This is a genomic window from Achromobacter xylosoxidans, assembly GCF_014490035.1.
Classification (GTDB): Bacteria; Pseudomonadota; Gammaproteobacteria; order Burkholderiales; family Burkholderiaceae_B; genus Achromobacter; species Achromobacter bronchisepticus_A.
Genome location: NZ_CP061008.1, coordinates 4,121,948 through 4,145,919, shown reverse-complemented (window position 1 = coordinate 4,145,919; position 23,972 = coordinate 4,121,948). Strand labels below are relative to the sequence as shown.

Annotated in this window: 18 protein-coding genes and 1 pseudogene; 4 read left to right on the top strand and 15 right to left on the bottom strand. The window is 65.8% G+C overall.

Annotation, left to right across the window (positions count from 1 at the left end; translation table 11 throughout):
• Positions 1 to 10: 10 nt before the first annotated feature.
• From IAG39_RS19230 to IAG39_RS19185, 10 genes are all read right to left on the bottom strand, one after another.
• On the bottom strand, positions 11 to 517 hold the full coding sequence (locus IAG39_RS19230; RefSeq protein WP_059374186.1) for a sigma-70 family RNA polymerase sigma factor: 507 nt from the start codon (positions 515 to 517) through the stop codon (positions 11 to 13).
• 194 nt (positions 518 to 711) lie between these two features.
• Positions 712 to 1,221, bottom strand: coding sequence for a flavin reductase family protein (locus IAG39_RS19225; RefSeq protein WP_118932993.1), 510 nt, complete (start codon positions 1,219 to 1,221; stop codon positions 712 to 714).
• A 75-nt stretch (positions 1,222 to 1,296) separates the two neighbouring features.
• Positions 1,297 to 2,325, bottom strand: a complete 1,029-nt coding sequence (locus tag IAG39_RS19220) for a methionine synthase (RefSeq protein ID WP_118933039.1) — start codon at positions 2,323 to 2,325, stop codon at positions 1,297 to 1,299.
• 26 nt (positions 2,326 to 2,351) lie between these two features.
• Positions 2,352 to 3,335, bottom strand: a complete 984-nt coding sequence (locus IAG39_RS19215; protein ID WP_118932994.1) for a DUF1852 domain-containing protein — start codon at positions 3,333 to 3,335, stop codon at positions 2,352 to 2,354.
• A gap of 236 nt (positions 3,336 to 3,571) precedes the next feature.
• Positions 3,572 to 4,462 carry a LysR family transcriptional regulator gene (locus IAG39_RS19210; protein WP_059374189.1) on the bottom strand — a complete coding sequence of 297 codons (891 nt, stop codon included), beginning with the start codon at positions 4,460 to 4,462 and terminating at the stop codon, positions 3,572 to 3,574.
• A 56-nt stretch (positions 4,463 to 4,518) separates the two neighbouring features.
• On the bottom strand, positions 4,519 to 6,897 hold the full coding sequence (locus IAG39_RS19205; protein ID WP_223283389.1) for a TonB-dependent siderophore receptor: 2,379 nt from the start codon (positions 6,895 to 6,897) through the stop codon (positions 4,519 to 4,521).
• A gap of 239 nt (positions 6,898 to 7,136) precedes the next feature.
• Positions 7,137 to 8,117, bottom strand: a complete 981-nt coding sequence (locus IAG39_RS19200) for a FecR domain-containing protein (protein WP_223283390.1) — start codon at positions 8,115 to 8,117, stop codon at positions 7,137 to 7,139.
• On the bottom strand, positions 8,093 to 8,605 hold the full coding sequence (locus tag IAG39_RS19195; protein ID WP_118932997.1) for a sigma-70 family RNA polymerase sigma factor: 513 nt from the start codon (positions 8,603 to 8,605) through the stop codon (positions 8,093 to 8,095). Before IAG39_RS19195 ends, IAG39_RS19200 begins: the two co-directional genes overlap by 25 nt.
• A gap of 52 nt (positions 8,606 to 8,657) precedes the next feature.
• A complete protein-coding gene (locus IAG39_RS19190) occupies positions 8,658 to 9,800 on the bottom strand; it encodes an NADH:flavin oxidoreductase (RefSeq protein ID WP_118932998.1) in 1,143 nt (380 codons plus the stop codon).
• Position 9,801: 1 nt separating this feature from the next.
• Positions 9,802 to 10,197, bottom strand: a complete 396-nt coding sequence (locus IAG39_RS19185) for a RidA family protein (RefSeq protein ID WP_118932999.1) — start codon at positions 10,195 to 10,197, stop codon at positions 9,802 to 9,804.
• A 139-nt stretch (positions 10,198 to 10,336) separates the two neighbouring features.
• Between IAG39_RS19185 and IAG39_RS19180 the strand changes: the two genes are divergently transcribed.
• Positions 10,337 to 11,245 (top strand): LysR substrate-binding domain-containing protein, encoded by a 909-nt coding sequence (locus tag IAG39_RS19180; RefSeq protein ID WP_118933040.1) that lies wholly within the window; start codon positions 10,337 to 10,339, stop codon positions 11,243 to 11,245.
• Between the two features lie 31 nt (positions 11,246 to 11,276).
• Here the strand turns inward: IAG39_RS19180 and IAG39_RS19175 are convergent.
• Positions 11,277 to 11,968 (bottom strand): annotated as a pseudogene (locus IAG39_RS19175) (TetR/AcrR family transcriptional regulator).
• Positions 11,969 to 11,983: 15 nt separating this feature from the next.
• On the opposite strand from IAG39_RS19175, the gene IAG39_RS19170 reads away from it, so the two are divergent.
• Positions 11,984 to 13,411, top strand: coding sequence for an MFS transporter (locus IAG39_RS19170; protein WP_118933000.1), 1,428 nt, complete (start codon positions 11,984 to 11,986; stop codon positions 13,409 to 13,411).
• Here the strand turns inward: IAG39_RS19170 and IAG39_RS19165 are convergent.
• A complete protein-coding gene (locus tag IAG39_RS19165; RefSeq protein ID WP_118933001.1) occupies positions 13,389 to 14,318 on the bottom strand; it encodes a LysR family transcriptional regulator in 930 nt (309 codons plus the stop codon). The two genes, IAG39_RS19170 and IAG39_RS19165, sit on opposite strands and share 23 nt — an antisense overlap.
• Before the next feature lie 153 nt (positions 14,319 to 14,471).
• On the opposite strand from IAG39_RS19165, the gene IAG39_RS19160 reads away from it, so the two are divergent.
• Positions 14,472 to 17,054, top strand: a complete 2,583-nt coding sequence (locus IAG39_RS19160; protein WP_118933002.1) for a penicillin G acylase — start codon at positions 14,472 to 14,474, stop codon at positions 17,052 to 17,054.
• Here IAG39_RS19160 and IAG39_RS19155 read toward each other — a convergent pair.
• Positions 17,026 to 20,637: an ATP-binding cassette domain-containing protein gene (locus tag IAG39_RS19155; RefSeq protein ID WP_059374198.1), complete on the bottom strand. Its 3,612-nt coding sequence runs from the start codon at positions 20,635 to 20,637 to the stop codon at positions 17,026 to 17,028. The two genes, IAG39_RS19160 and IAG39_RS19155, sit on opposite strands and share 29 nt — an antisense overlap.
• Before the next feature lie 92 nt (positions 20,638 to 20,729).
• Between IAG39_RS19155 and IAG39_RS19150 the strand changes: the two genes are divergently transcribed.
• Positions 20,730 to 21,698, top strand: a complete 969-nt coding sequence (locus tag IAG39_RS19150) for a LysR substrate-binding domain-containing protein (RefSeq protein WP_118933003.1) — start codon at positions 20,730 to 20,732, stop codon at positions 21,696 to 21,698.
• A gap of 15 nt (positions 21,699 to 21,713) precedes the next feature.
• Here IAG39_RS19150 and IAG39_RS19145 read toward each other — a convergent pair whose 3' ends face one another.
• Complete coding sequence (locus tag IAG39_RS19145; RefSeq protein ID WP_059374200.1) at positions 21,714 to 22,442, bottom strand: GntR family transcriptional regulator; 729 nt, start codon at positions 22,440 to 22,442, stop codon at positions 21,714 to 21,716.
• The gene (locus IAG39_RS19140) at positions 22,439 to 23,968 is read right to left on the bottom strand and encodes an AMP-binding protein (RefSeq protein ID WP_118933004.1); all 1,530 of its coding nucleotides are present in this window, start codon (positions 23,966 to 23,968) and stop codon (positions 22,439 to 22,441) included. Before IAG39_RS19140 ends, IAG39_RS19145 begins: the two co-directional genes overlap by 4 nt.
• Between the last annotated feature and the right edge of the window lie 4 nt (positions 23,969 to 23,972).

Here is a 23,972-nt window from a genome sequence, read left to right as displayed (position 1 = left end):
AGGGCGGCGATCAGGCGCCGAAAAAACAAAGGTGCGCCGCTTTTGCGATATGGCGCTGCACGGTAGCGAGCGAGACGTTCAGCGTTGCGGCGATGTCCGCCTGCTTCATGCCTTCAAGCTGCGAGAGCAGGAATGCCTGGCGCACCGGCGCGGCCAGCGTATCCAGGCGGCGGTCCAGTTCGATCAGCGTCTCGAGCAGGATGGCGCGCGTCTCGGGGCCAGGCGCTTCCCGCTCCGGCAGGTTGGCCAGGCTGGCCAGATAGGCCTCTTCGATCCTGCGGCGCCGCATGAAATTGGACACCACGCCCTGCGCCACCGTGGTCAGCAGCGCGCGCGGTTCGCGCACCGCGACGGTCTCGCCCCGGACCAGCAGGCGCATGAACGTATCGTGTGCGAGATCGGCCGCGTCAGAGGAATTGCCCAGCCGCCGCCGCAGCCAGCCTTTCAGCCAGCCATGGTGATTCGCGTACAGCACATCGATGCCCTGGGGCGGCACTGCAAACTCGGTCGCGGACATGCGGCCCTCCGGCTCGTCGCGGGCCAGGAGGAAACCGGTGCCCGGAAATAATGAGAATCATCCGCATTCTAAGATGAGTCGCGACGCGCCGACAAGAGGCCAGAGAGCAAGGAGCCGGTGGCGGTTCTTCTCGATCCGGCCTGGCAAGGCTCCCGATTGATTGAAGCGTAGAAGAGGGCAGCGGAGGCAAACCTTCAAACCGCGCCGTGCGCGGCGATGTTCCGATACTGTCCTTTGAAATACAGCAACGGCTGCGTGGAAGCAGCTTCTTGCAGATCCAACGCTTTCACTTCACCAATCACGATCAGGTGATCGCCTGCGGCGTGTTCGGCATAGATCTCGCAATCAAGCCAGTGCAGGCTGCCGGCGATGATGGGATTGCCGAGCGGCGATTCCTGCCACGCGACTTCGTGCCACTTGTCCGTGCCGCGCTGGGCGAATTGGTTGGAAATCCTGACTTGCTCGTCTGACAGGATATTGACTACGAACCGGCCTGCCCGGCGAATCTTGGGGTAGCTGGCCGAACTGGTCATCACATTGAACGACACCAGCGGCGGATTCATCGAAACGCTATGGAACGACTGGCAGGTGAAGCCTATCGGCTCGCCTTCGATGTGCGACGTTATTACCGTGATGCCGGACGCGTAGTGCCCGAGAGCTTCGCGAAAGCGCCTGGGCTCGATCGCAGTACTGGAAAGTGACATAGTGGGGGTTGAATACTGGGTGCAGCTCGATTTGGTCGCCGCGAGCCGCTCGCGACGACCATTTCCGCCTGGGAATCAGTTCGAGAGTTCCCTGCGGACGATTTCAGCGCCGGCGCTCAAGGCGCTCAGCTTGCCTCGTGCGACTGCGCGGGACAGAGGAGCCATGCCGCAGTTGGTGCAAGGATAGAGCTTGTCGGCATCGACAAATTGCAGCGCCTTGCGCAGGGTGTCGGCGACTTCCTCGGGAGTTTCAATGGTATTGGTCGCCACATCGATGGCGCCGACCATCACCTTCTTGCCCCGAATCAGCTCGATCAGATCCATGGGAACGCGAGAGTTCTGGCATTCCAGCGAGACGATGTCGATACTGGATTTTTGCAGCTTGGGAAAAGCCTCTTCGTATTGCCGCCACTCCGATCCCAGCGTTTTCTTCCAATCCGTATTGGCCTTGATGCCATAGCCATAGCAGATGTGGACGGCGGTTTCGCACTTGAGCCCTTCAATGGCTTTTTCCAGCGTGGCCACGCCCCAATCATTCACTTCGTCAAAGAACACGTTGAAGGCGGGCTCGTCAAACTGGATGATGTCGACGCCAGCAGCCTCCAGTTCCCGGGCTTCCTGATTGAGAATCTTGGCGAATTCCCACGCCAGCTTTTCGCGGCTTTGATAGTGGCCGTCGTAAAGCGTATCGATCATCGTCATGGGACCCGGCAAGGCCCATTTGATCGGTTGCTTGGTCTGCTGGCGCAAGAACTTGGCGTCTTCGACGAACACCGGCTTGCGGCGCGCCACGGCGCCCACGACCGTCGGCACGCTGGCATCGTAGCGGTCGCGGATCCTGACCGTCTTGCGGTTCTCGAAATCAACGCCTTCCAGGTGCTCGATAAACGTCGTCACGAAATGCTGACGCGTTTGTTCGCCATCGCTGACGATATCGATGCCGGCGTGCTGCTGTTCCTGCAGAGACAAACGCAGCGCATCCTGCTTGCCCTCGGCCAAGCCCTCGTCCTGCAATTTCCAGGGAGACCAGAGTTTTTCAGGTTCTGCGAGCCAGGAGGGTTTAGGCAGGCTGCCGGCAGTGGAAGTAGGTAGCAATTTTTTCACAATAGATGCCTTGGTGCTTTTGATGATCAAAGAGGGGTGTTTGCGGACCACTGCTCAAGAATCGCCTGGTATGGTTTGATGAAATGCTCTTCGACAAACCGTCCCTGCTCTATAGCCAGCTGGCTACGCTCCTCTCGGTCATAGACAATCCGGGTCAACGAATAATCCTGGTGCTTCAAACTGGGCTGATAGGATCTTCCGGCCGCGGAATTCGCGTTGTAGATCTCTGGCCGGTAAATCTTCTGGAAAGTGTCCATCGTGCTGATGGTGCTGATGAGCTCAAGATTGGTGTAGTCGCTCAGCAAATCGCCGGAAAAATAAAAAGCCAAGGGCGCGGCGCTGTTCGGCGGCATGAAGTAACGAACCTTCATCCCCATCTTCTTGAAATATTCATCCGTCAGCGAGTATTCATCCTGCTGGTATTCCACGCCCAATACAGGATGCTGATTTTCAGTCCGATGATAGGTCTTGCTGCTGGATACGCTCAGGCATATGACGGGCGGCTTGCTGAAGTGCTCTTTGTAAGTGCTTGAATTTACAAAGCACTTGAACAGCTTGCCGTGGAGGTCTCCAAAATTGTCCGGAGTGCTGAACGTGGCTTGATTCTTGGTGTGTTCCAGCAGCAGCACGCTGAAGTCGTAATCCCGCACATACGAGGAGAAGTTATTTCCTACGATGCCTTCAATGCGCTCGTTGGTCTTGCTGTCGACGATGCTGGTCTTCAGTATTTCGATCAAGGGGAGGGCATTGCCGCTGCTTGCGCCGTCTATGCTCATCTCGACGGAAATGATCTCAAGGTTGACGGCATAGCGGTCGCCCTTGGGATTGTCCCAATGCGCCAAGGCATTGAAGCGATTGTCAATCATCCGGAGGGTGTTGCGCAGGTTCTCCTGGCGACTCGTGCCCCTGGCCAGATTGGCGAAGTTGGTCGTGATCCGCGTATTGTCTGAAGGACGATAGTCCTCATCGAAACAAATGCTCTTGATGGCAAATGCAAACTCGTTACTCATGGTGCTCTGCTGCCCTGAATCCTGGATAAAACCCGCGTCTATTTCCTGCTTTTTCAGCGCTGCTTTTTTTATTCAGCAGTCTTGACATTGACGATATAGGAGGCGTAGTTTATGTCGGGCTATCCATGAATAAAAGTGAATTGATCTCATGAAGCCATTAGCTTCATTCATGGATGGATTTGCGGTCGATCGGTCTCGGATCCGACCGCCTGGCGAGCAGACGCTACCGTGAAGAATCAAGCCGCGGCGGGCCTTTTGGCTTGTTCAATGAATGCACGCAGGTAGTCGATTCCCACGTCCGCCTCGCGAGCGCCCAGATAAATGTGCTTGGCAATGCCTTTCTTGCCCAGCCGGACTGGCACCACATTCATGGTGTCCGCGTACTCCAGCACCAGCCAGCGTGGCAACGCCGCCACCCCGCGGCCGCTGGCGACCATCTGCAGCATGATGTCCGTGGTCTCGATGGCCTTGTGCCGCCTGGGCGTGATGCCGGCCGGCGTCAGGAACATGTTGTAGATGTCGAGCCTGTCGACCGGCACCGGATAGGCCACCAGCACTTCGTTGGAGAGTTGTTTGGGGGTGACGTACTCCTCCCGGGCGAGAGGATGGTTGCCAGCGACGACCAGCACCTGTTCGTAGTCGAATACAGGCTCGAACACGAGTCCGGGCTTGTTCAGCGGATCGGGTGTGACCAGCAGGTCGATTTCGTAGCCGAACAGCGCCCCGATGCCCCCGAACTGGAATTTCTGCTTCACATCCACGTCCACATCCGGCCAGGCCGCCAGATACGGGGAGACGATCTTCAGCAGCCACTGGTAGCAGGGATGGCATTCCATGCCGATGCGCAGCGACCCGCGCTCTCCCTGGGCGAACTGGCGCAGACGCTCTTCGGCCAGAGCCAGTTGCGGCAACACCCGGTTGGCCACCGCCAACAGGTATTGACCGGCTTGGGTGAGTCGCAGGCTGCGGCCTTCACGCAGCCAGATGTCGGTCCCCAGTTGCTGCTCCAGCTTCTTCATGCTGTGGCTCAGGGCCGACTGCGTCACGTGCAGGACGCCTGCGGCGGCAGTCAGCGAACCCTGCTTTTCGACCTCCTGCACGATGGATAGATGGATACGATCAAGCATGATGAAAATTCATGGTTTATTGAGATAAAACCATTCTACTTAATCGTTTCCCCCTATCAGAAGGTCCCGCGTACCGTCAGCGTCGCGTTGCGCGGTTCACCATAGAAGCTGCCCCATCCCGGCGCGCCTATCGTCTGGTAGTAGGTCTTGTCGAACAGGTTGTTGACGTTCAATGCCGCCGACCAGTTCTTGTTGATCTTGTAGCCGATGCGCGCATTCCAGACGGCGTAAGGCGCCTGCGAGACCCGCACCGAGCGGGTTTCCGTGTAGCTGCCGGTCTGGTAGTTCACGCCGCCGCCCAAGGTCCATGCCGACCATTCGCCGGGCAGGCGGTAGTCGGACCACAGGCGCAGGATGTGCTTGGGCGTTACCGTGCGTCCGAAGTTGGTGCTGGATACCTCGGTGTCGTCCAGGAACTTCAGGGTGTTGAAGGTGTAGCCGGCAAACAGCTGCCAGCCGGGGGCCACCTCGCCGCTGATTTCGGCGTCCACGCCCTGGCTGCGCACCTTGCCGCTGGACAGATAGCAGATGTCGCCCACGGAGCATGCGCTGACCAGGTCTTGCTGGGCGCGGTTCTTCTGGTCGACGCGGAAGAGGGCGACCGAGGCGTTGACCCGGCCGTCGAGCAGCTCGCCCTTGATGCCCGCTTCATAGTTCTTGCCCAGGATGGGGTCCAGTATCTGGCCCGACGCGTCCACGGCGTTCTGCGGTTCGAAGATCTCCGCAAAGCTGACGTAGCCGGACCACTGGGGATTGAAGGCGTAGATCAGGCCGCCGTAGGGCGTGACGACGCCATTTTCCTTGTAGGGGTCGGTGTACTGCTTGCCATCGTCCCGGTACTTGCCGGTGTTCTCGTACCAGCTGACGCGGGCGCCCGCTACCAGCGTCAACGGATCGGCCAACTTGAAGCGGCCGACGCCGTAGACGCCGGTCTGCTTCATCGTGATGACGGTCGCGGCACCGCGGTAGGCGTTCTCGCGCAGCCAGTCATCCGTGGGTTCGGGCACGTGGTGATCCGGATCCCAGACGTTCACGGCGCGGTTCAGGCGCGCAGTCGCGAAATCGTTCTTGCTGGTCAGTTCGTTGATGCTGGCGCCCACGCTGATCGAGTGCTTGCGGCCCAGCGCCTCAAACGCGCCGTCCACGTCCAGGTTGAGCGCCTTGTTGTGCGTGGAGAAATCGAAGATGCCGGCGTACATCGTCGGCCCGAGCCCGGTGGCCGGATTGACCGCGCCTTCGGTGAAGGCGTATTTGGAATCGTTGGACTCCTGGGTGGAAGTCCCGGTAAGTTTCAGCGACCAGTCCTGGTTGAAGCGGTGCGCGAGTTCGGCGAACACCGTGGTCTGCTTGCCGTTCCAGCGGTTCCAGTCTTGCGAGAGCGAGGTCGAACGCTTCAGCCCGATGTCGTCGCCGTTGGTGTAGTGGGGCAGGCCGTGGAAGAACGGCGTGGATCGCAGTTCTTCGTAGCTGATGCCGCCGGTCAAGGTGGTGGCGGGTCCCAGGTCGTAGCTCAGTACGCCGTACAGCACGCCGGTGCGGCTGTCGGCGTTGTCGTAGAAGTATTCCCGGTCGTTGTAGCTGGCCACGGCGCGGCCGCGCAGGGAGCCTGACGCGTTCAAGGGGCCGGTCGCATCGATGTCGGCGCGATAGTTGTTCCAGGAGCCGCCGCTGGCCAACAGCTGCACCTGGTTTTCGGCCAGTGGGCGCTTGCGCACCAGGTTGACCGCGGCGCTGGGCGAACCGGCGCCCTGCAGCAGGCCGGTGGCGCCGCGGATGATTTCCACGCGGTCCAGGATCACGGTGCTGCTGGTGAAGCTGTTGGCCTGGGGGTAATAGAACGCGCGGTTGACGCCGTCGAACTGATAGCTGTCGACCCGGAAGCCGCGCGAGAACACATAGTTTCCGCCCATCGGGCTCTTGTAGAGCGTCATGCCGGTGCTGTTGGCCAGCACGTCGTCCAGCGTGTTGGCGTTCTGGTCGTCCATGCGCTGGCGCGTCACCACTGTGACCGACTGCGGGATCTCTTTCAGGGTCTGCTCGCCCTTGCCTATGGTCACGATCCCGCTGGTATAGCTGCCCGTGCCTTCCGTGACGGCCGGGTCGGCCATGCCCGTCACCGTGACTGGCGCGAGAGTGGTCGCGTCTCCTTGCTGAATGCGGCGCAGGTGATAACCCTCTCCGTTGGCGTTGGCCACGGCTTGCAGGCCCGTGCCTGCAAGCAGGCGCGTGAGGCCCTGTTCCGCGGTGTAGCGGCCCGTAAGCCCTTGCGTCATCACCCCGCGGGTCAGCGTCGGCGACGCGGCCACGGTGATGTTGGCGGCGACTCCGAACTGGCCCAGCGCTTCATCCAGCGTCGTAGGGGCGATGGCGAAAGCGACCCCTTGCGCGGTCGCGGGCTGAGCCCAGGACGCGGCGGGCGCGGCGAATGGAGCCATTGCGGCCAGAGCCAGATGGACGGCAAGGCGCAAGCGCGCCGGACCAGCCCCGGGCGTCTGGGGCGCGGCAAGAGTAGAGGGTGTATGGCGTGCGGCCATGAGGGCTTCCTGGTTCGTCGATGGGTAGGGCCAGACCGCGGGCGCCTCGGGTCTGTCTCTATGTCTAACGAACCACATCCGAAAATCTTCGCTGGCGTTACAAATTTCCCGGGAGAGCGCCCGGGTTGCGGCTCCGTGCGTCAGGCGCGATCGACGCTGACCCAATAGCGCGTGCGGTATCGCAGCCTCAGGTCGAGTACGCCGGCCAGCACTTCCAGAGCCCGGTCGGTGTTGTCGATGCGGAAGGCCCCCGTGACTTCGAGGTCCGCCACCCTGGGGGCGCAGCGCAGGATGCCGACGCGATAGCGTCCCAGTTCCGCGAGGAACTGATCCAGCCGCATGCGGTTCGCGACCAGCATGCCTGCGGCCCAGGCAGGCTCGGTGCCGTCGACCCGGGTTGCGGGAGACAGCGTGCGGTCGTTGAATTCCGCCTGTTCGCCGGCATGCACGGTCCGCCCGGCGGGGGCCACGCGCACAGCCCCTTCAAAGACGGCAAGACGCGTCGAGCCATCGCTGTCGTCCAGTTGGCGCACGGCAAAGCGCGTGCCGAGCGGCGTGAGCAGGCCGTGCCGGGTCTGTACGCTGAAGGGGCGTCCAGCGCCATCCGCGGCCGTCGCGATCAGGATTTCTCCGCTGCGCAGTGTGACGCGGCGTTGCTGCGCGTCGTAGCGCAGCGCCACTGCGGTATCGGTGTTCAGGGTCAGGAGGGTGCCGTCGGGCAGGGTCATGGTCCGCTGCTCGCCGGTGGCGGTGCGATAGACGGTGCTGCCTTCCCACCAGCCCTCGCGCGCGCCCGCCCATGCCAACGTGCCCAGGCAGAAGCCGCCGGCCGCCCATTTCATGACGCTGCGGCGCGAACGCTGTTCGCAGTAGCGCAGGATGGTCTGGCTGGCGGCGCCCTCGGATACTGTGGTGGCATTGATCTCGCGCCCGATGCCCTGGAGGCGTTGCCACGCGAGCTCGTGGCGCACGTCTGCCTGGCGCCATGCCGCACAGGCGGCCTGCGTGGCCGCGTCGGGGGCATCCCCGGTCCGCATCATCCATCGCGCCGCCTGCCTGATGATGTCGGGATGCAGCCGTTCGGCCTGGGCGGCGTTCATGCGTACAGCACCGCGTAGCAATGCTCCCAGGCCTTGACGATGTCGCGCTGCACGGCCGCCACCGAAATATCGAGTTGCCGGGCGATGTCGCGGTAGGGCAGGCCTTCCACCTGCGCCAGCACGAAGACCCGGCGCGCCCGTGGCGGCAACTGCTCCAGCATGCGGCATACGGCGTTCAACGCTTCCATCACCAGCGCGTGCGTTTCGGGGCTGGGCTCGACGGCCTCGTTGCGCGATGCCAGCGTTTCCAGATAGGCCTGTTCCACAGCGCGGCGGCGCGACTGGTCGATCAGAAGACGCTTGGCGACGGTGGTGAGAAAGCCGCGCGGCTCGGCAAACGCCGCGCGCGACTCGCTGCGCATGACGCGTTCGAAGGTGTCGTGCGCCAGATCCGCGGCGTTTTCGGTATTGCCGCTGAGCCGGCGGCGCAGCATTTGCACGAGCCAGCCGTGATGCTCTCGATACAGGCTGACGAAATCGTCGGAGGAGGCAAAGTCGGCGGGGGGCAAGGGGGGTTCCGTTCAAATGCTAATGGGAATGATTGCTAATTGTATAGGATCGTCATTCCAGGTGTTCCCCACGATGTCGCGCCGCATTGGCCAGGTCCGCAATCGGCGCCAGCAGCGCCCGATCAAAACTCTCCAGCGCCGCGCCCGCGCGCAATCTTGCAGGCCAATCGGAATGCGTCAGCGCGCCGCGTCCGAGCGAGACGAAGTCTGCCTCCTGCCGCGCCATCATCCCGCCGGCCGCCATCGGGTCATGCAGCGACCCGTTGGCTAGTACCGGGACCGCAACGTGCTGCCGCGCCAATGCCGCGAGGCTTGGACCCTGATCTCCAAAAGCCGGACGCCAAGCCTCGAACTCGGTCGTGTGCAGGTAGTCGATGGGCTGCGCGCCCAGCGTGCGGTAGATCTGCGCCGCATCGGCCTCGCCGCCTTCCCACTTGTGGCTGAAGTCATTGACCTTGCCCTGCGAGCTGCGCACGCCCACGACATAGCGCGGTCCGGTAGCCCGGCGCACGGCCTGGATGACCTCCACCGTCAAGCGCAGCCGGTTGTCCAGGCTGCCGCCATAGCGGTCCGCGCGCAGATTGGTGTAGCTGGTGAGGAACTGGTCCAGCAGGTAGCCGTTGGCGCCGTGGATTTCGACGCCGTCGAAGCCGGCCTCCTGCGCCCTGCGCGCCGCCTGGGCAAAGCCGTCGATGGCCTCTGCGATGTCCTTGTCCGACATGGCTTCAGGCATCCGGTACGGCCCGTCGCCCCTATAGAACGCCATTTGCTGTCCCTTGGGCTGTACGGCCGACGGACCCTTGGGCGTGCCGCAATGAGGATTGCCCTGCGACAGCGCGCCCGCATGCATGAGCTGCGCGACGATGCGGCCGCCGTGCGCGTGCACGCGGTCGACCACGGTGCGCCAGGCGTCGCGCTGCGCGTCGTCGGTCAGGCCGGGCTGGAACAGGTAGCCCTGCGCATGCGCCCGGTCGGTGTAGATGCCCTCGGTGATCACCAGGCCGAAGCCGCCGGCCGCGAAGGCTTGGTAGTAATCGGCCATTTGCGACGTGGCGCGGCCATCTTCCGTGGCGCTGACTCGAGTCATGGGGGCGACGGCGAGACGATTGGCCAGGGTCAAGCCCCTTTCCAGCTGTAGCGGCGTGAACAGTCCGACCTGCGCAGCATCGTTCGTACGATAGTCGAGCGCGCCCATGTCAACGGCCCTCCTGCGGACGCACGGCGGCGATGGCCTCGATCTCGATCATGGCGGCCGGGTCGTAGAGCGCCTTGATCTCGGCGATCGTGTCGGCGGGGTAGGGGGCCGAGAAGTGGCGGCGGCGCAGCGTGACCACGTCCTGGAAGTGCCCCATGTCGGTGACGAAGATGGTGACCTTGATGACGTCCTTCAGGCTGGAGCCGCCGGCTTCCAGCGCGCGGCGCAAGTTCAGGAAGGCTTGTTCGCCTTGAGCCAGAAAGCCGCCCTCGACGATCTTGCCGTCATCGCCGGCGCCCGCCTGGCCGGAGATGAAAAGCAGGTTGCCGAACTGGATGCCCTGCGACAGCAGGAAGGGTTCGTAGTTGTCGGGCTGGGTGACGACGCGCTGTAGCATGATGCGATTTCCTTCATTTATGGTTTGGAGGTGAATCAGCGCGAAAATCGCTGATCCATGTCGTAAATGTAGGAATATGCGGGGATGCTGACAAAGGTTCATTTATCAGCTATAAGATGAGAAAATCTCATCCATGACCATGCAACGCCGATCTCTTCCGCTCTCCGGACTGCGCGTATTCGAGGCCGCCGCGCGCCTGGGCAGTTTCAAGGCCGCAGCCGAGGAACTGGCCGTGACGCCGACCGCCGTCAGCCATCAGATCCGCGCGCTGGAAGCGCAGACCGGGCTGGTGCTGTTCGATCGTCACGTGCGCAGGGTGTCGCTGACCGAGGCGGGCGCGCAGCTCTATCCCGTGCTGCGGGATGGCTTCGATGCCTTCGAGGCGGCGCTGGCGCGCCTGACGCAGCAGCGCACGCGGATGCAGGTGACCATCTCCGCGACCAACGCCTTCACGGTGAAGTGGCTGGTGCCGCGCATGGCGGATTTCCGCGGCAAGCATCCCGGCATCGACCTGCAGTTGCAGGCCAGCGACGACGTGGTCGATCTGCGATCGGCCGCGGTCGACATCGCGATCCGCTATGGCCGCGGGCCGTATCCGGGCCTCGTCGCGCAGCCGCTGTTCACGGACCGGTTCGCGCCCGTGGCGAATCCGCGGCTGGGCGTGGCCTCACCGGACGATCTGGCCGGCGTGCCGTTGATCCGTTTCAACTGGAAGCGGTCCCATCCGGACAATCCGACCTGGGAGCGCTGGTTCGAGGTTGCGCGCCGTTCCCTGCCGCGGCAGGCGAGCCAGCTGCGTTTTTCCGATGAGGGCCATGCCATACAGGCGGCCGTGGCCGGCCATGGCGTGGCGCTGGTCAGCCTGGCGTTGATAGCGGAAGAGCTGGAAGCGGGCCATCTGGTGCAGCCCTTCGGCCCGGTGATCGCCGGGCATACCTACCATCTGGCCATGCCCGCCGACCGGCCGCCCTCGGCGCCTGTCCAGGCCGTGGCGCAATGGTTGCGCATGCAGGCGGCGGCGCACGAGCCGGGTCGCAATAACGCATAGGCGGGCCGATCGGGAGCCTGGTTCGCGGTTGTCAGCGAGCCGCTTTTGCAAGCACTTCCATGGCGGCTGCCTTGGCGCGGCCGAACTCCGCATGGTCGTCCATCGACGCGGCGACGTTGGCGTATGCCTGGTAGGCCAGCAGCTCCATGACCAGTTTCGCCTCGTCGGCGTCGGCCGCGATTTGCCCTTGCGCCCGGGCTTCGCGGATCAATTCGTGAAGACGCGCGCGTCCTGCCTCGCGGTATTGCTGGATGGCGTCGCGCAGGGGGCCGGGACGCGCACGATACTCGCTGCTTACCGCAGTGATGACGCAGCCGCCCGGCAGCTGGCGGGTTTCCACGAAGTCGAACCAGCCGGTCATCAGGGCGCGCAGCCGCGTCAGCGGCGTGCGCTTGCGCATGGCCGGTTCGACGACCTGGGTCTGGTACAGGCCTATCGCATGGGCCAAGGCCGCCAGTTGCAGGTTTTCCTTGTCGCCGAACAGAACCTGAAGATTGCTTTTCCCCACTTCGGCCATGTCGGCCACCTGGCCGAAGGTGAGGCCGTCCAGTCCTTCGACGGAGAGGAGCTTTACGGCTTCGTCCAGCACGCGGGTGCGCGCGCGCTCGCCGCGCAGGCGGCGGCCATCGGTTGGGGGAGAGGGGGGCAACGGGTTCATCGGACCTTGTTTTTCTGCTTGCGCGGGTTTCATTCTTTCACGATACTATAAATACGATCGTACATATATAAATGTAAAGAATGAACCCTGAATCCACGCTGCAAGCTGAAAAGAACCGCCCCTGGCGCGCCCTCGCGGTGCTGTTGACGGGCAACTTCGTGACGATCCTGGATCTCTTCATCGTCAATGTCGCGTTGCCCAGCATCCAGAGCGGCTTGTCGGCATCCGATACCGATCTGCAGCTGATCGTGGTGGCTTACGCATTGGCTTATGGCCTGTGCCTGATCAATGGCGCGCGTTTGGGCGATCTGTTCGGGCGGCGGCGCTTGTTCCTGGCCGGCATGGGGCTGTTCACCGTGGCTTCGGCGCTATGCGGGGTGGCGGTCACGCCGTGGCAGCTCATCCTGGCGCGCGCCTTGCAGGGGGTGGGGGCGGGCGTGCTGATGCCGCAGGTGCTGGCTTCGATCAGGGTGGTGTTCGAGGGCGAGGCGCGCAGGCGCGCGTTCGGCATCATGGGCGCGGTGCAGGGCGTGGCCGCAAGCATCTCGCAGCTGCTGGGCGGCATGCTCATCACGCTGAATCCGCTGGATCTGGGGTGGCGGCTGGTGTTTCTCATCAACGTGCCGATAGGCATTGCCGCGTTGCTCGCGGGGCGCCGGGCGCTTCCCGAATGGCGCGCGCCGGTTCCGACGCGGGTGGACCTGCGCGGCGCGCTTGCGGGCGCTGCCGGGCTGGCCCTGATCCTGGTGCCTGTCATGGAGGGACGAGAGCATGGCTGGCCCTGGTGGTCGCTTGCCGGGCCTGTGCTGGCGTTGGGCGTGCTGGCGTATTTCGTCCGCTATGAGAAAACGCTGGCCCGGCGCGGTGGCGTGCCTGTGCTGGATATGGCGCTGTTTGCCAACCGGCCATTCGTGGCTGGCATAGGCGCGGTGTTCTTCTTTTTTTCAGCCATCAGTTCGTTCTTCTTCGCGTTGACGCTGCTGTTGCAGTTCGGGCTCGGATTCGCGCCGCTGGCGGCGGGCGCCGTGTTCACGCCTTCGGCGTTGGCGTTCTTTGGCGCGTCGCTTGCCGGTCCGAAACTGGCCGCCCGCCATGGACGCGGGGCGCTGCTGTTCGGTGTGCTGGTCTTCACCGTGGGCTTGGCGCTGTCTGCGGTTACCGCCGCGATGCAGCCCCAGAACCTGGCGCTGCTGGTGGCCTCGCTGGTGCTGAATGGCGCAGGGCAAGGGCTGGTGATCCCGCTGGCATTCAACGCCATTCTGGGTTCGGTGCAGGAGGAGCAGGCCGGCATGGCTTCCGGCATGCTCAGCACCTTGCAAGTCGTGGGGACTTCCACCGGCGTGGCGGTGGTGGGCGGCGTTATCTTCACAATGCTCGAGGCCGCGGGAAGCCTGTCCGCCGGCGATGGCGCATCGGTCCATGGGCGGGCGCTGGCGGCGGCCATGCTTTACAACATTGCCGCCGCGCTGCTCAGCCTCGTCCTTTTCAGGCTGGCGACGCGCCGATAGGCGCCAAGAATCCGTCCCAGCATTCCCGGGTGAACTCATACAACGCATCCTGCGCCGTCAACGGCGTGCGCCCTGCCAGCCGGGCCAGCGCGTAGTGTCCCTGGCGCTGCGGGTCGGACGGGATCGGCACTTCGACCAGCAGGCCGGCTTCCTGCTGCTGGCGCGTGACGCAGATCACGCCCAATAGCAAGGCGTCCGTGCGCAGCGCCAATTCCACCAGCGCGTCCAGATTCTCGCAGCGGTGCGTGACCATTTGTTCCGGCGCGCCGCCTGGCCCCAGGGTTTCCGCCAGCCGCAGCGAGACTTCCGGGCTGAGAGTGGTGGATGCCACGGGGTATTGGCGGATTTGTTCTATGCCTGGCCGCTTGTGGGCGAGGATGGGATGGCCCTTGCGGCAGACCAGGCCCGCGCGCAGCGCAGGCAGGGCGCGGGTTTCCAGGTCGGCCGCGTCATACAGCATGCGGGCGTCGCAGACCATGGCGTCGATGCGTTCGTCGCGCAGCATTTCCAGCAAGGCGGCGGTGGCGCCCAGTTCGACGCCCACGCGCACCTGGGGATGGCGCTCGGCCATGTGGGCCAGGAAGGGCGACAGCAGCAGGGACGCGGGCGCCGGGCTCAGCCCGATGGACAGCGTGCCCGATTCGCCGCTGTGCAGGGTTTTCAGTTCGCGCTGCAGCTCGGCTTCCTCGAAGCGCATGCGGCGCGCGCGTTCGGCCACGCAGGCGCCGTAGGGCGTGAGGCGCACGCGGCGGGTGCCGCGGTCGAGCAAGGGCAGGCCCAGTTCGGCTTCGAGCGCCTGTATGCTGCGGCTGAGCGCTGGTTGCGACAGATTGACCGCCTCTGCGGCGCGCGAGTAAGTGCCGTGTTCGACCACCGCCAGCAGGTGTTTGAGTTTCTGAAAATCCATGCTCAGACCGCATAAATACTATGAAATAAATGCATTGGAATTATAGATAAGCTGTTCGTATCATGGTCCGCAGACGGCGCCCGCAGAGGCGCCGCACACCGCGTCCGGGACTCGCACCGCGGCGCGGCTCGTCAAATACGGAGACAGATTCGAATGAAGCAGCACTTGTTGTCGGCCGCCATCCTGGCGGCCTGCGCGGCCATGGGCGCTCAAGCCCAGGCCCAGGAAGTCCAGCAGAACGCGCAGAAGCAGTCCCAGGCCGCGATGCGCCCGGCGGGCGCGGCTAGCGGCCAGGTCACGATACGGCGCGACGGCTATGGCATGCCGCACGTCTACGCCAACACCGTGTACGGCATTTTCTACGGCTATGGCTATGCGGTGGCGCAGGACCGCCTCTTCCAGATGGAAATGGCGCGGCGCAGTACCCAGGGCCGCGTGGCCGAGGTGTTGGGCCAGTCCATGGTGGGGTTCGACAAATCCATCCGCGGCAATTTCTCGCCGGAGCGCATCCAGCGCCAACTGGCCGCGCTGCCGGCATCCGAGCGCCAGATCCTGGACGGCTATGCGGCCGGCATGAACGCCTGGATCGCGCGGGTGCGCGCCAAGCCCGGCAGCCTGATGCCCAAGGAGTTCAACGATCTGCGCTTCCAGCCCGCGGACTGGACGGCCTATGACGTGGCGATGGTGTTCGTGGGCACGATGGCCAACCGCTTCTCCGATGCCAATAGCGAGATCGACAACCTGGCGCTGCTGACCGCCCTGAAGGACCGGCATGGCGACGAGCGCGCCATGCAGATCTTCAATCAGCTGCGCTGGATGACCGACAGCCGCGCGCCGACCACCGTGCCCGAGGAAGAGGGCGTGTACCGGCCCGATGGCGCCAAACCCTCCGCCAGGCTGTCCTATGCGCTGCCGCGCTACGACGGCACGCCGCCCATGCTGGAACGCGTGGCGCGCGATCCGCAGACGCGCGGCGTGCTGGACGAGGCGCCCGCGGCCGCGTCGGCGCGCCTGCTGGCGCAGTTCGCGGAATCGGGGCAGCCCGGCATCGCCGGTTTTCCGACCACCAGCAATATGTGGATCGTGGGCCGCGACCATGCCAAGGACGCCCGTTCCATCCTGCTGAACGGGCCGCAGTTCGGCTGGTGGAATCCCGCCTACACCTACGGCATCGGCTTGCATGGCGCGGGCTTCGACGTGGTTGGCAACACGCCGTTCGCCTATCCCAGCATCCTGTTCGGCCACAACGCGCACGTGACCTGGGGCTCGACCGCGGGCTTTGGCGACGACGTGGACATCTACGCCGAAAAACTCGATCCGAACGACCGCACGCGCTACTTCCACGACGGCGTCTGGAAGACGATGGAAAAGCGCACCGAGCTCATCGAGGTCAAGGATGGGCAGCCGGTGGTGATGGACGTGTACCGCACGGTGCACGGCATCGTCACCAAGTTCGATGACAAGCAGCACGTGGCCTATGCCAAGGCGCGCGCCTGGGAAGGCTTTGAGCTGCAATCGCTGATGGCCTGGACCCACAAGGCGCAGTCGCGCAATTGGGACCAGTGGAAGCAGCAGGCGGCGCGCCATGCGCTGACCATCAATTGGTACTACGCCGACGACAAGGGCAATATCGGCTACGCGCACACGGGCTTCTATCCCAAGCGCCGTCCGGGCCACGATCCGCGCCTGCCCGTGCCGGGCACGGGCGAGATGGACTGGGACGGCATGCTGCCGTTCTCGTCCAATCCTCAGGTCTACAACCCGCGCCAAGGCTTCATCGCCAACTGGAACAACCAGCCTATGCGCGGCTATCCGTCCACCGACCTGTTCGCCATCGTGTGGGGCCAGGCCGACCGCTACGCCGAGATCGAGACCCGCCTGAAAGCCATGACGGCCAATGGCGGCAAGGTCAGCGCGCAGCAAATGTGGGACCTGATCCGCACCACCAGCTATGCCGACGTGAACCGGCGCCACTTCCTGCCGTTCCTGCAGCAGGCGGTGCAGGGGCTGCCGGCGGACGATGCGCGAGCCAGGCTGGTTGCGGGGCTGGCGTCCTGGGACGGCATGGGCACGAGCGACAAGCAGGCCGGCTATTACGACAACGCGGGGCCTGCCGTGATGGACGCCTGGCTGCGCGCCATGCTCAAGCGCACGCTGGCCGACGAGATGCCCGCGGACTTCTTCAAGTGGTACAGCGCCACCGGCTATCCGACGCAGGCGGCACCCGCCACGGGATCGGTCAACCTGACGGTGGGGGTGAAGGCGCTGTTCAACGCGCTGGCCGGCCGCGATTCGGGCGTGCCGCAGAAGTACGACTTCTTCAACGGCCAACGGCCGCAGGACGTGAGCCTGGCCGCGCTGGATGATGCGCTGGCGGCGTTGCAGAAGGCCTACGGCCAGGATCCGGCAAGCTGGCGCATACCCGCGCCGCCCATGGTGTTCGCGCCCAAGAACTTCCTGGGCGTGCCGCAGGCGGACGACAAGGCGGTGTTGAGCTTCCCGGCCACGCAGAACCGCGGCACCGAGAACAACATGACGGTGTTCGACGGCCAGGGCGTGCGCGCGGTCGACGTGGTGGCGCCGGGGCAGAGCGGTTTCGTCGCCCCGGACGGCACGCCGTCGGCCCACACCCGCGACCAGTTCGACCTGTACACCAGCTTCGGCAACAAGCGGGTCTGGTTCACGGACGCGGAAGTGCGCGCCAACGCTAAGTCGGTAGAGACGTTGCGCTATTGACGGCGTAGCCGCCCTGGTGGCTGGCCAGGCGCGCATAGACCCCTTGCCGCTTGAGCAACTGGTCGTGCGTGCCGGCCTCCGCCAGCGTGCCGCGTTCCAGCACCAGGATCAGGTCGGCATCGCGTATCGTCGACAGGCGGTGCGCGATGACCAGCGTGGTGCGGTGGCGCATCAGCACGTCCAGCGCGCCGCGTACCTGCATTTCCGATAGCGTGTCCAGGTGCGAGGTGGCTTCGTCCAGGATCAGCACGGGGGCGTTCTTCAGGAAGGCGCGGGCAATCGAGATGCGCTGGCGCTGGCCGCCCGACAACTGCATGCCGCGTTCACCCACGCGCGTCGCCAGGCCCTCTGGCAGAGCGCGCACGAAGTCCGCCAGCGCGGCTTGCTCCAGCGCGCGCGCCAGGTCCGCGGGGCTGGCTTCGGGCCGGGCCAGCCGGATGTTGCCTTCGAGCGTGTCGTTGAACAGATAGGTGTCCTGCGTCACCAGCGCCACGCGCTCGCGCAGGCCGTCGAGCTGCAGTTCGCGCAGGTCCACGCCATCGAGCTTGACCTGTCCCGCGCGCGGATCCCAGAAGCGCAGCAGCAGGCTGGCCACCGTGCTCTTGCCCGCGCCCGATGCGCCCACCACCGCCACGGTGGCGCCGGCCGGCACCTTGAAGCTCAGGTCGCGCAAGGTGTCCGCGTTCTTGCCCGGATAAGCGAAGCTGACGTGCTCGAAGGCCAGCGACAGGCCGTGGGCGGAGACGGGGGCCGGCAGCGGTCCGTCCGTCACCGGTTCCGGTTCGTTGGCGACCACGTGCAGGCGGCGGGTGGCGGCGATGGTGTCCGCCAATTGCCGGCTGACCTGCGAGATCTCGGACACGGGCAGGAAAGTAGCCAGCGCGATCAGCACCAACAGGGGCAGCATGCCGGCCGACAGCGCGCCGGCCGATACCTGCAGCGCGCCCACGACGGCCACCGCCAGGCCGCCCAGGCCCATCGCGATTTCAAAGCCCGCGGTCTGGCGCGACAGGTCGTCCAGGATGTCCAGGCGGCGGGTGCGGTAGCGGTCCGCCACGCGCAGGAATTCATCGCGGCGGCGGCCGGTGGCCTGGAAGGCGGTCAGGTCGGCCAGGCCCTGGATGGTGTCGGTGGTGTGCGCGCTCATCTCGCCCAGCGCCTCGCGCGCCTTGTCGCCCAGCGCGTCGACCTTGCGGCGTCCGCGCACCGGCGACACCAGCGCATAGGCCAGGAAGGGCAGCAGCGCCAGCGCCACCGGCCAGCTGTAGACGCCCAGGAAACCCAGCACGGACAGCGGCACCAGCACCGAGACGATGGCGGGAGCGATGGTGTGGGCGTAGAAGTACTCCACCATTTCCACGTCCTGGGTGGCCAGCGCCACCAGGTCGCCGGAGCGGCGCTGCAACAGGTAGGCCGGCGCCAGGCGTTCCAGCTTGTCGTAGAGCTTGACCCGCATGTCGGCCAGCAGCTGGTAAGCCATGGCGTGGGCCAGCCAGGACTCCAGCCAGTGGAACAGCGCGGCCAGGGGCGCTGCGACCAGCAGGCCGGCGATCAGGGCCGAATAGTCGCGGCCGTCGCGGATGGCGGCGACGATCAGCGCGCTGAACACGCCCACGCCGATGTAGGCCGCGACCCGCGCCACGCCCAGCAGGATCGTGGCGGTCAGCGTGCCGCGCCACGGCCGCACCACTGAAAGCAGGGTGCCGAGCGTGGCGCGCCAGCCGACCTGCACCGCGTCCGCGTCCAGCGAGCGCAGGGCCGGGCCTTGTCCGCCAGATTCCTGAGCGGGATCATCGCGGTCCGTCGTCTGCGCAGGGGCGGCGGCGGCCGGGGCGGCGGATCCCGCCGACGGATTGCGGTGCGCGGCCGCCTGTTCGTGCATCAGGCGGTAGTACAGGCCGCCTTGCCGCATCAGTTCCGCGTGCGGTCCTTCCTCTGCGACCCGGCCCTGGTCCAGCACCAGGCAGCGGTCGGCGCCGATGACGCTGGCCAGGCGGTGCGCCAGGATCAGCGTGGTACGGCCGGCCATCAAGCGGTCCAGCGCCTGCTGGATCAGCGCCTCATTCTCGGTGTCCACCGACGACAGCGCCTCGTCCAGGATCAGGATGGGCGCGTCGCGCAGTAGCGCGCGGGCGATCGCCACGCGCTGGCGCTGGCCGCCGGACAGCTGCAGGCCGCGCTCGCCGATGCGGGTGGCGTAGCCCTCGGGCAGCGCCATGATGAAGTCGTCGATATTGGCGGCGCGGGCGGCGGCGCGCACCTGTTCGTGGGTAGCGTCGGGGCGGCCCAGCCGCAGGTTGTCGTCGATGGTGCCGTGGAACAGCGTGATGTCCTGGCTCACCAGCGCGATGTGCGACAGCAGCGCCTGCGTGTCGAGTTCGTTCACGTCATGGCCGCCGATGCGGATGCGGCCGGACTGGGGCACGCATTCGCGCAGCAGCAGGCGCACGATGGTGGACTTGCCGGCGCCGCTGGGGCCGACCACGCCAACCCGTTCGCCCGCCGCGATGCGGAAGCTCAAGCCCTGGTGGGCGCGGCGCTCGGGCGTGTAGGAAAACGCCACGTTGTCGAATTCGATGGTGGGCGCGAGCCGGCCTGGCGTCTTGCCGCCGGCCTCCGGCGCGGGCGTCAGCGGCTGCGCGTCCGTCAACGCATGGATGCTGGCGGCGGCCGACTGGCCCAGCATGCCCCGGTGCAGCACCGAGCGCAGGTCGCGCAGCGGGCGGAAGATCTCGGTGCCGGCCATCAGCACGATCAGCAGGGCCTCCACGCTCATGTCGCCGTGGGCCACGCGCCAGGCGCCCAGCGTCAGCGCCAGCGCCGCGCCCAGGGCCACGCCCAGGTCGCTGATGCCGCGCGTCAAGAGGCTGACCGACAGCACCCAGAAGGTGTTGTCCGACAGGCTGCGGGCGCGGGCCGCCAGCCGCTGGCCCCAGGCCTTGCCCTGGCCATAGGATTTCAGCGTGGGCAGGCCCTGCACGGCGTCCAGGAAGTCCTCGCCGAAATCGTTCAGGGACTTGCTGCGGGCCAGGCTGGCGCGGCGGTCCAGCATGTGCACCGCCATCGGCCCGAACAGCGCGAACAGCGCGGCCGCCAGGAACACCAGCGCGGTGGGCACGTCCCAGAACGCGATCACGGCGAAGATGGCGAAGGGCGCCGCGGCGGCGATCGCGACTTGCGGCAGGTATTGGCCGAAGAAGGCTTGCAACTGCTCGACCCCGTCGACCACCGTCAGCATCACGCCGCCCGTGCGCTGGTTGGCGAACCAGGCCGGGCCCAGGCTCACGATGCGGTCATAAAGTCGGGCGCGCAGCGCATGCTGCACGGTGGCGGCGCAGCGGTTGGCCTGCACAGTGCGCCAGTGGTCCAGGAAGGCGCGCAGCAGCACCATGGCGGCGGCCCACAGCGCGGGGGCGAGCCAGTCCTGCCAGGGGGCGCCGTCGAACACGCGGGCCAGCAGCTGGCCCAGGAACACGTAGCGGGCGATGCCGGCGGCCAGGGCCAGCAGGCCCAGGCAGATGCCGCCCGCCATGCCGGCGCGCAGGCCCGCCGTCAACTGCCAGAGGCGCGAATCGAAATACATAGCAAACTCCTTTCAGTGCTTGCATGGTCCCCGATCCCGCGACCCGGCGAAAGCGATAGTTTTTCAATCTAGGGTTGAGCTAGACTTGACCCATGGCCGATCTCCCCAACCACACGCCGCCCCTGGCGGCCTTGCGCGCCTTCGAGGCCGTCGCCCGCCTGGGCAGCCTGAGCCGCGCCGCCGCCGAACTCCACGTCACCAAAAGCGCCGTCAGCCATCAGCTGCGGGCGCTGGAGGCGGATCTGGGGGTGGCGCTGCTGCGCCGCGGCGGCACGGTACGCCGCGCCGAAACCACCGCGGCGGGCGCGGATCTGCTGGCGTCGGTGCAACAGGCCTTGACCCTGTTGGAGACCGCCTGCCGCAACGTGCGGGCCTCGGCCCGCGGCAAACGGCGCAATACCCTGAACGTTTCCGCCAACCCGTCGCTGGCCGCCATGTGGCTGGCGCCGCGCATCGGACGTTTCATCGAGCTGCACCCCGGCATCGACATCCAGGTGTACCTGCACGCCAGCCAGGACCCGGCCTGGAAAAGCCAGGACATAGACCTGGCGTTCCTGCACGTGCGCGCCATGGGGCCGCATATCGCGGAACCCGGCGACATTCCGCTCATGACCGAAACGGTGGTGCCGGTTTGCAGTCCGTCCCTGGTCGATCCGGCCGAGCGCGGCGATCCCGCCGTGTTCCTGCGCCATCGCTGGCTGGAGGAAAAGCACGTGGACAGCCCCGAGACCGACTGGCGCACCTGGAGCCCGCGCCTGGGACTGGCCGAATCGGACTGGCAGGAGCCCATGGTGCTGAGCGGCCTGAGCACGGTCGCCGCGGCCGCGGCCGCCGGCGTCGGTATTGCCTTGGGGCGTGCGCCGCTGATCGACGAGGAACTGGCCAGCGGCCGGCTGGTACCCCTGGTGCCGCAGCTGCGCATGGCAGGCTCCTGGGGCTACGTGATGCGGATCCAGGCCAACCGGCCGATGGACGCCGCCTTGCCGACGCTGGTGGAGTTCCTGGCGGAAGAAGGGCGCAGCACCGGCGCCTGGCAGAACCTGGCGGACGCGGGGCATTGAGCCCGCGTCCGGGCGTCAGTCCGCGCCGCCCCGGCCGCGCGGCGGAGAGCTGATGGTGACCGCCGAGGTGACGATCAGCTCCATCAGGATGTTGCGCGCGAGGTTTTCGGCATAGTCGTTGCGTGCCTCCGCCGTGGCGATGGCGCGTTCGACCGACCCCTCCACGATGGCGTTGATCTGCTGGATGTGCAGCTCGCAGATCTGCACCAGGTCCGGGTGGCGCTTCTGGTGGAAGTACAGGAAGCGCCGCGCCAGCGTCTGCAGCATGGCGTGGAACTCGGCCGCGTAGCTGTTGCGCGAGGCGACGCCGATCTGGCTGGTCAGGCTGAAATGCAGGCGCATGTACATGCGCATGTCGTTGACCGCCTTCAGGTCTTCGAGCTCCCGGGCCAGGCGCGCCAGTTCGGCGCGCTCGCCGTCGTCGGCCCACTGCGCCGCCTGCGCCACGATCAGCCGTTCGATCTCGCGGCGCGCCTGGATGATCTTCAACTGGCCTTGGTAGTCGATCTCGGAGATGAAGATGCCTTGGCGCGGGGCGATTTCCACCAGGCGCTGGAACGCCAGCTTCTGCAGGGCGTCGCGCACCGGCGAGCGGCCGATCCCGACGCGTTCGCTCAGGGTGGTTTCCGACCACTGGCTGCCGGGCGGCAGTTCGCCGGTGACGATCATTTCCTCCAGGGCGCAATAGGCCTTTTCGGTCTGGCTGACAGCGGTGCGGCCAAAGAGGGGGAAAGCTTGGGTCATGGAGTCGGAAGCGCGCGTTGTTGAAGTTCGCGTTTTAACACTTTGCCGGTGCTGTTTTTCGGCAATTCATCCAGAAAGACATAGCGCTTGGGGCGCTTGAAGCGCGCGATGGATTCCAGGCACAGCCGGTCCAGGTCCCTGTCCGAGGCCTGGGCGCCGGGCTTCAACACCACGAAGGCCAGCACCGACTCGCCCCATTCGGGGTCGGGGCTGCCGACCACCGAGACTTCCTGCACGGCGTCGTGGCGCATCAGCGCCTCTTCGACCTCGCGCGGATAGATGTTGGTGCCGCCGCTGATGATGACGTCCTTGGAGCGGTCTTTCAGGTGCAGCAGGCCGCGCTCGTCCAGGATGCCGATATCGCCCGTGTGCAGCCAGCCGCCGGCCAGCGTGTCGGTGGTGGCGCGCGGATTGTTCCAGTAGCCCTGCATGACCGTTGGTCCGCTGACGACGACTTCGCCCAATTCGCCAGGGGCTGCGGGCCGGCCGGATGCCTCGCGGATTTCGACGTCCATGGCCGACTGGATGTATCCCACCGAACCCAGCAGCGCGTCATCGTTGCGAGCTACCGCGTCGGCAATCTGGGTCGCGGACAGGGCCGAGATCGACATGGGGCTTTCACCCTGTCCGTAGATCTGCGCCACGCGCGCGCCGTAGCAGGCCACCGCGTCCTTGATGTCCTCGATGTAGAAGGGCGCGCCGCCCACGATCAGCGTGCGCAGACCGGGGGGCGCGCCGCCCGCCAGGCGGGCGTGGCGCACCATGCGCTGCACGATGGTGGGCGAGGCGAACAGGCTGACATTGCGGTAGTGCGTCAGCAGCCCTGATAGTTCGTCTTCGTCCAGGCCGCCGCTGTCCGGCACGATCTGCAAGGCGCCGTGCAGCCAGTACGGAATGCTGTAGAGGCCGCCGCCATGCGACAGCGGCGCCACGTGGACCATGGCGTCGCCAGGCTGTACCGACTGCACGTCGGCATAGAAGTTCAGGCACATGCCGAACAGGTTGGCGTGGCTGAGCATGACGCCCTTGGGCTTGCCGGTGGTGCCGCTGGTATAGAACAGCCAGGCCAGGTCCTGCGGCGGACGCGTTTCCAGGGGCAGCCGGGGACCCAGGGCGCCGGCCGCGTAGTCGGCCGATTCCACGTCCACCACGCGCGTCGCGGGCAGGCTGCGAGCGACGGGCGCCAGCGCCTGCAGCAATTCGCCTTGCGACAGGCACAGGCGCGCATCGCAGTCGCGCAGGATGTATTCGAGTTCGTTGGGATGCAGCTTGGCGTTGACCGGCACGGCGCACAGGCCGGCGTGCCAGATGGCCAGCATCGATTCGATATAGCTGGGGTGGTTGCGCAGCGCCAGCATGACGCGCTGGCCGGGCGCCAGGCCCAGCGGGCCGCGCAGCCAGCCGGCCAGCGCCTGCACCCGGGCCTGGAGCTGGGCGTAGCTGAGGGGATCGCGGGTGCCAGCGGCCAGCGCCGGCTGGTCGGCATAGGTGGTGGCGCTGCGGTGAAAGAGAGAGCTGAGATGCATGGCG

Bases quoted from the DNA above. Each gene is read 5' to 3' on its own strand.
- IAG39_RS19230 (WP_059374186.1), bottom strand. From the start codon at position 517: ATGTCCGCGACCGAGTTTGCAGTGCCGCCCCAGGGCATCGATGTGCTG.
- IAG39_RS19225 (WP_118932993.1), bottom strand. From the start codon at position 1,221: ATGTCACTTTCCAGTACTGCGATCGAGCCCAGGCGCTTTCGCGAAGCT.
- IAG39_RS19215 (WP_118932994.1), bottom strand. From the start codon at position 3,335: ATGAGTAACGAGTTTGCATTTGCCATCAAGAGCATTTGTTTCGATGAG.
- IAG39_RS19210 (WP_059374189.1), bottom strand. From the start codon at position 4,462: ATGCTTGATCGTATCCATCTATCCATCGTGCAGGAGGTCGAAAAGCAG.
- IAG39_RS19205 (WP_223283389.1), bottom strand. From the start codon at position 6,897: ATGGCTCCATTCGCCGCGCCCGCCGCGTCCTGGGCTCAGCCCGCGACC.
- IAG39_RS19190 (WP_118932998.1), bottom strand. From the start codon at position 9,800: ATGGGCGCGCTCGACTATCGTACGAACGATGCTGCGCAGGTCGGACTG.
- IAG39_RS19185 (WP_118932999.1), bottom strand. From the start codon at position 10,197: ATGCTACAGCGCGTCGTCACCCAGCCCGACAACTACGAACCCTTCCTG.
- IAG39_RS19180 (WP_118933040.1), top strand. From the start codon at position 10,337: ATGCAACGCCGATCTCTTCCGCTCTCCGGACTGCGCGTATTCGAGGCC.
- IAG39_RS19170 (WP_118933000.1), top strand. From the start codon at position 11,984: ATGAACCCTGAATCCACGCTGCAAGCTGAAAAGAACCGCCCCTGGCGC.
- IAG39_RS19165 (WP_118933001.1), bottom strand. From the start codon at position 14,318: ATGGATTTTCAGAAACTCAAACACCTGCTGGCGGTGGTCGAACACGGC.
- IAG39_RS19160 (WP_118933002.1), top strand. From the start codon at position 14,472: ATGAAGCAGCACTTGTTGTCGGCCGCCATCCTGGCGGCCTGCGCGGCC.
- IAG39_RS19155 (WP_059374198.1), bottom strand. From the start codon at position 20,637: ATGTATTTCGATTCGCGCCTCTGGCAGTTGACGGCGGGCCTGCGCGCC.
- IAG39_RS19150 (WP_118933003.1), top strand. From the start codon at position 20,730: ATGGCCGATCTCCCCAACCACACGCCGCCCCTGGCGGCCTTGCGCGCC.
- IAG39_RS19145 (WP_059374200.1), bottom strand. From the start codon at position 22,442: ATGACCCAAGCTTTCCCCCTCTTTGGCCGCACCGCTGTCAGCCAGACC.
- IAG39_RS19140 (WP_118933004.1), bottom strand. From the start codon at position 23,968: ATGCATCTCAGCTCTCTCTTTCACCGCAGCGCCACCACCTATGCCGAC.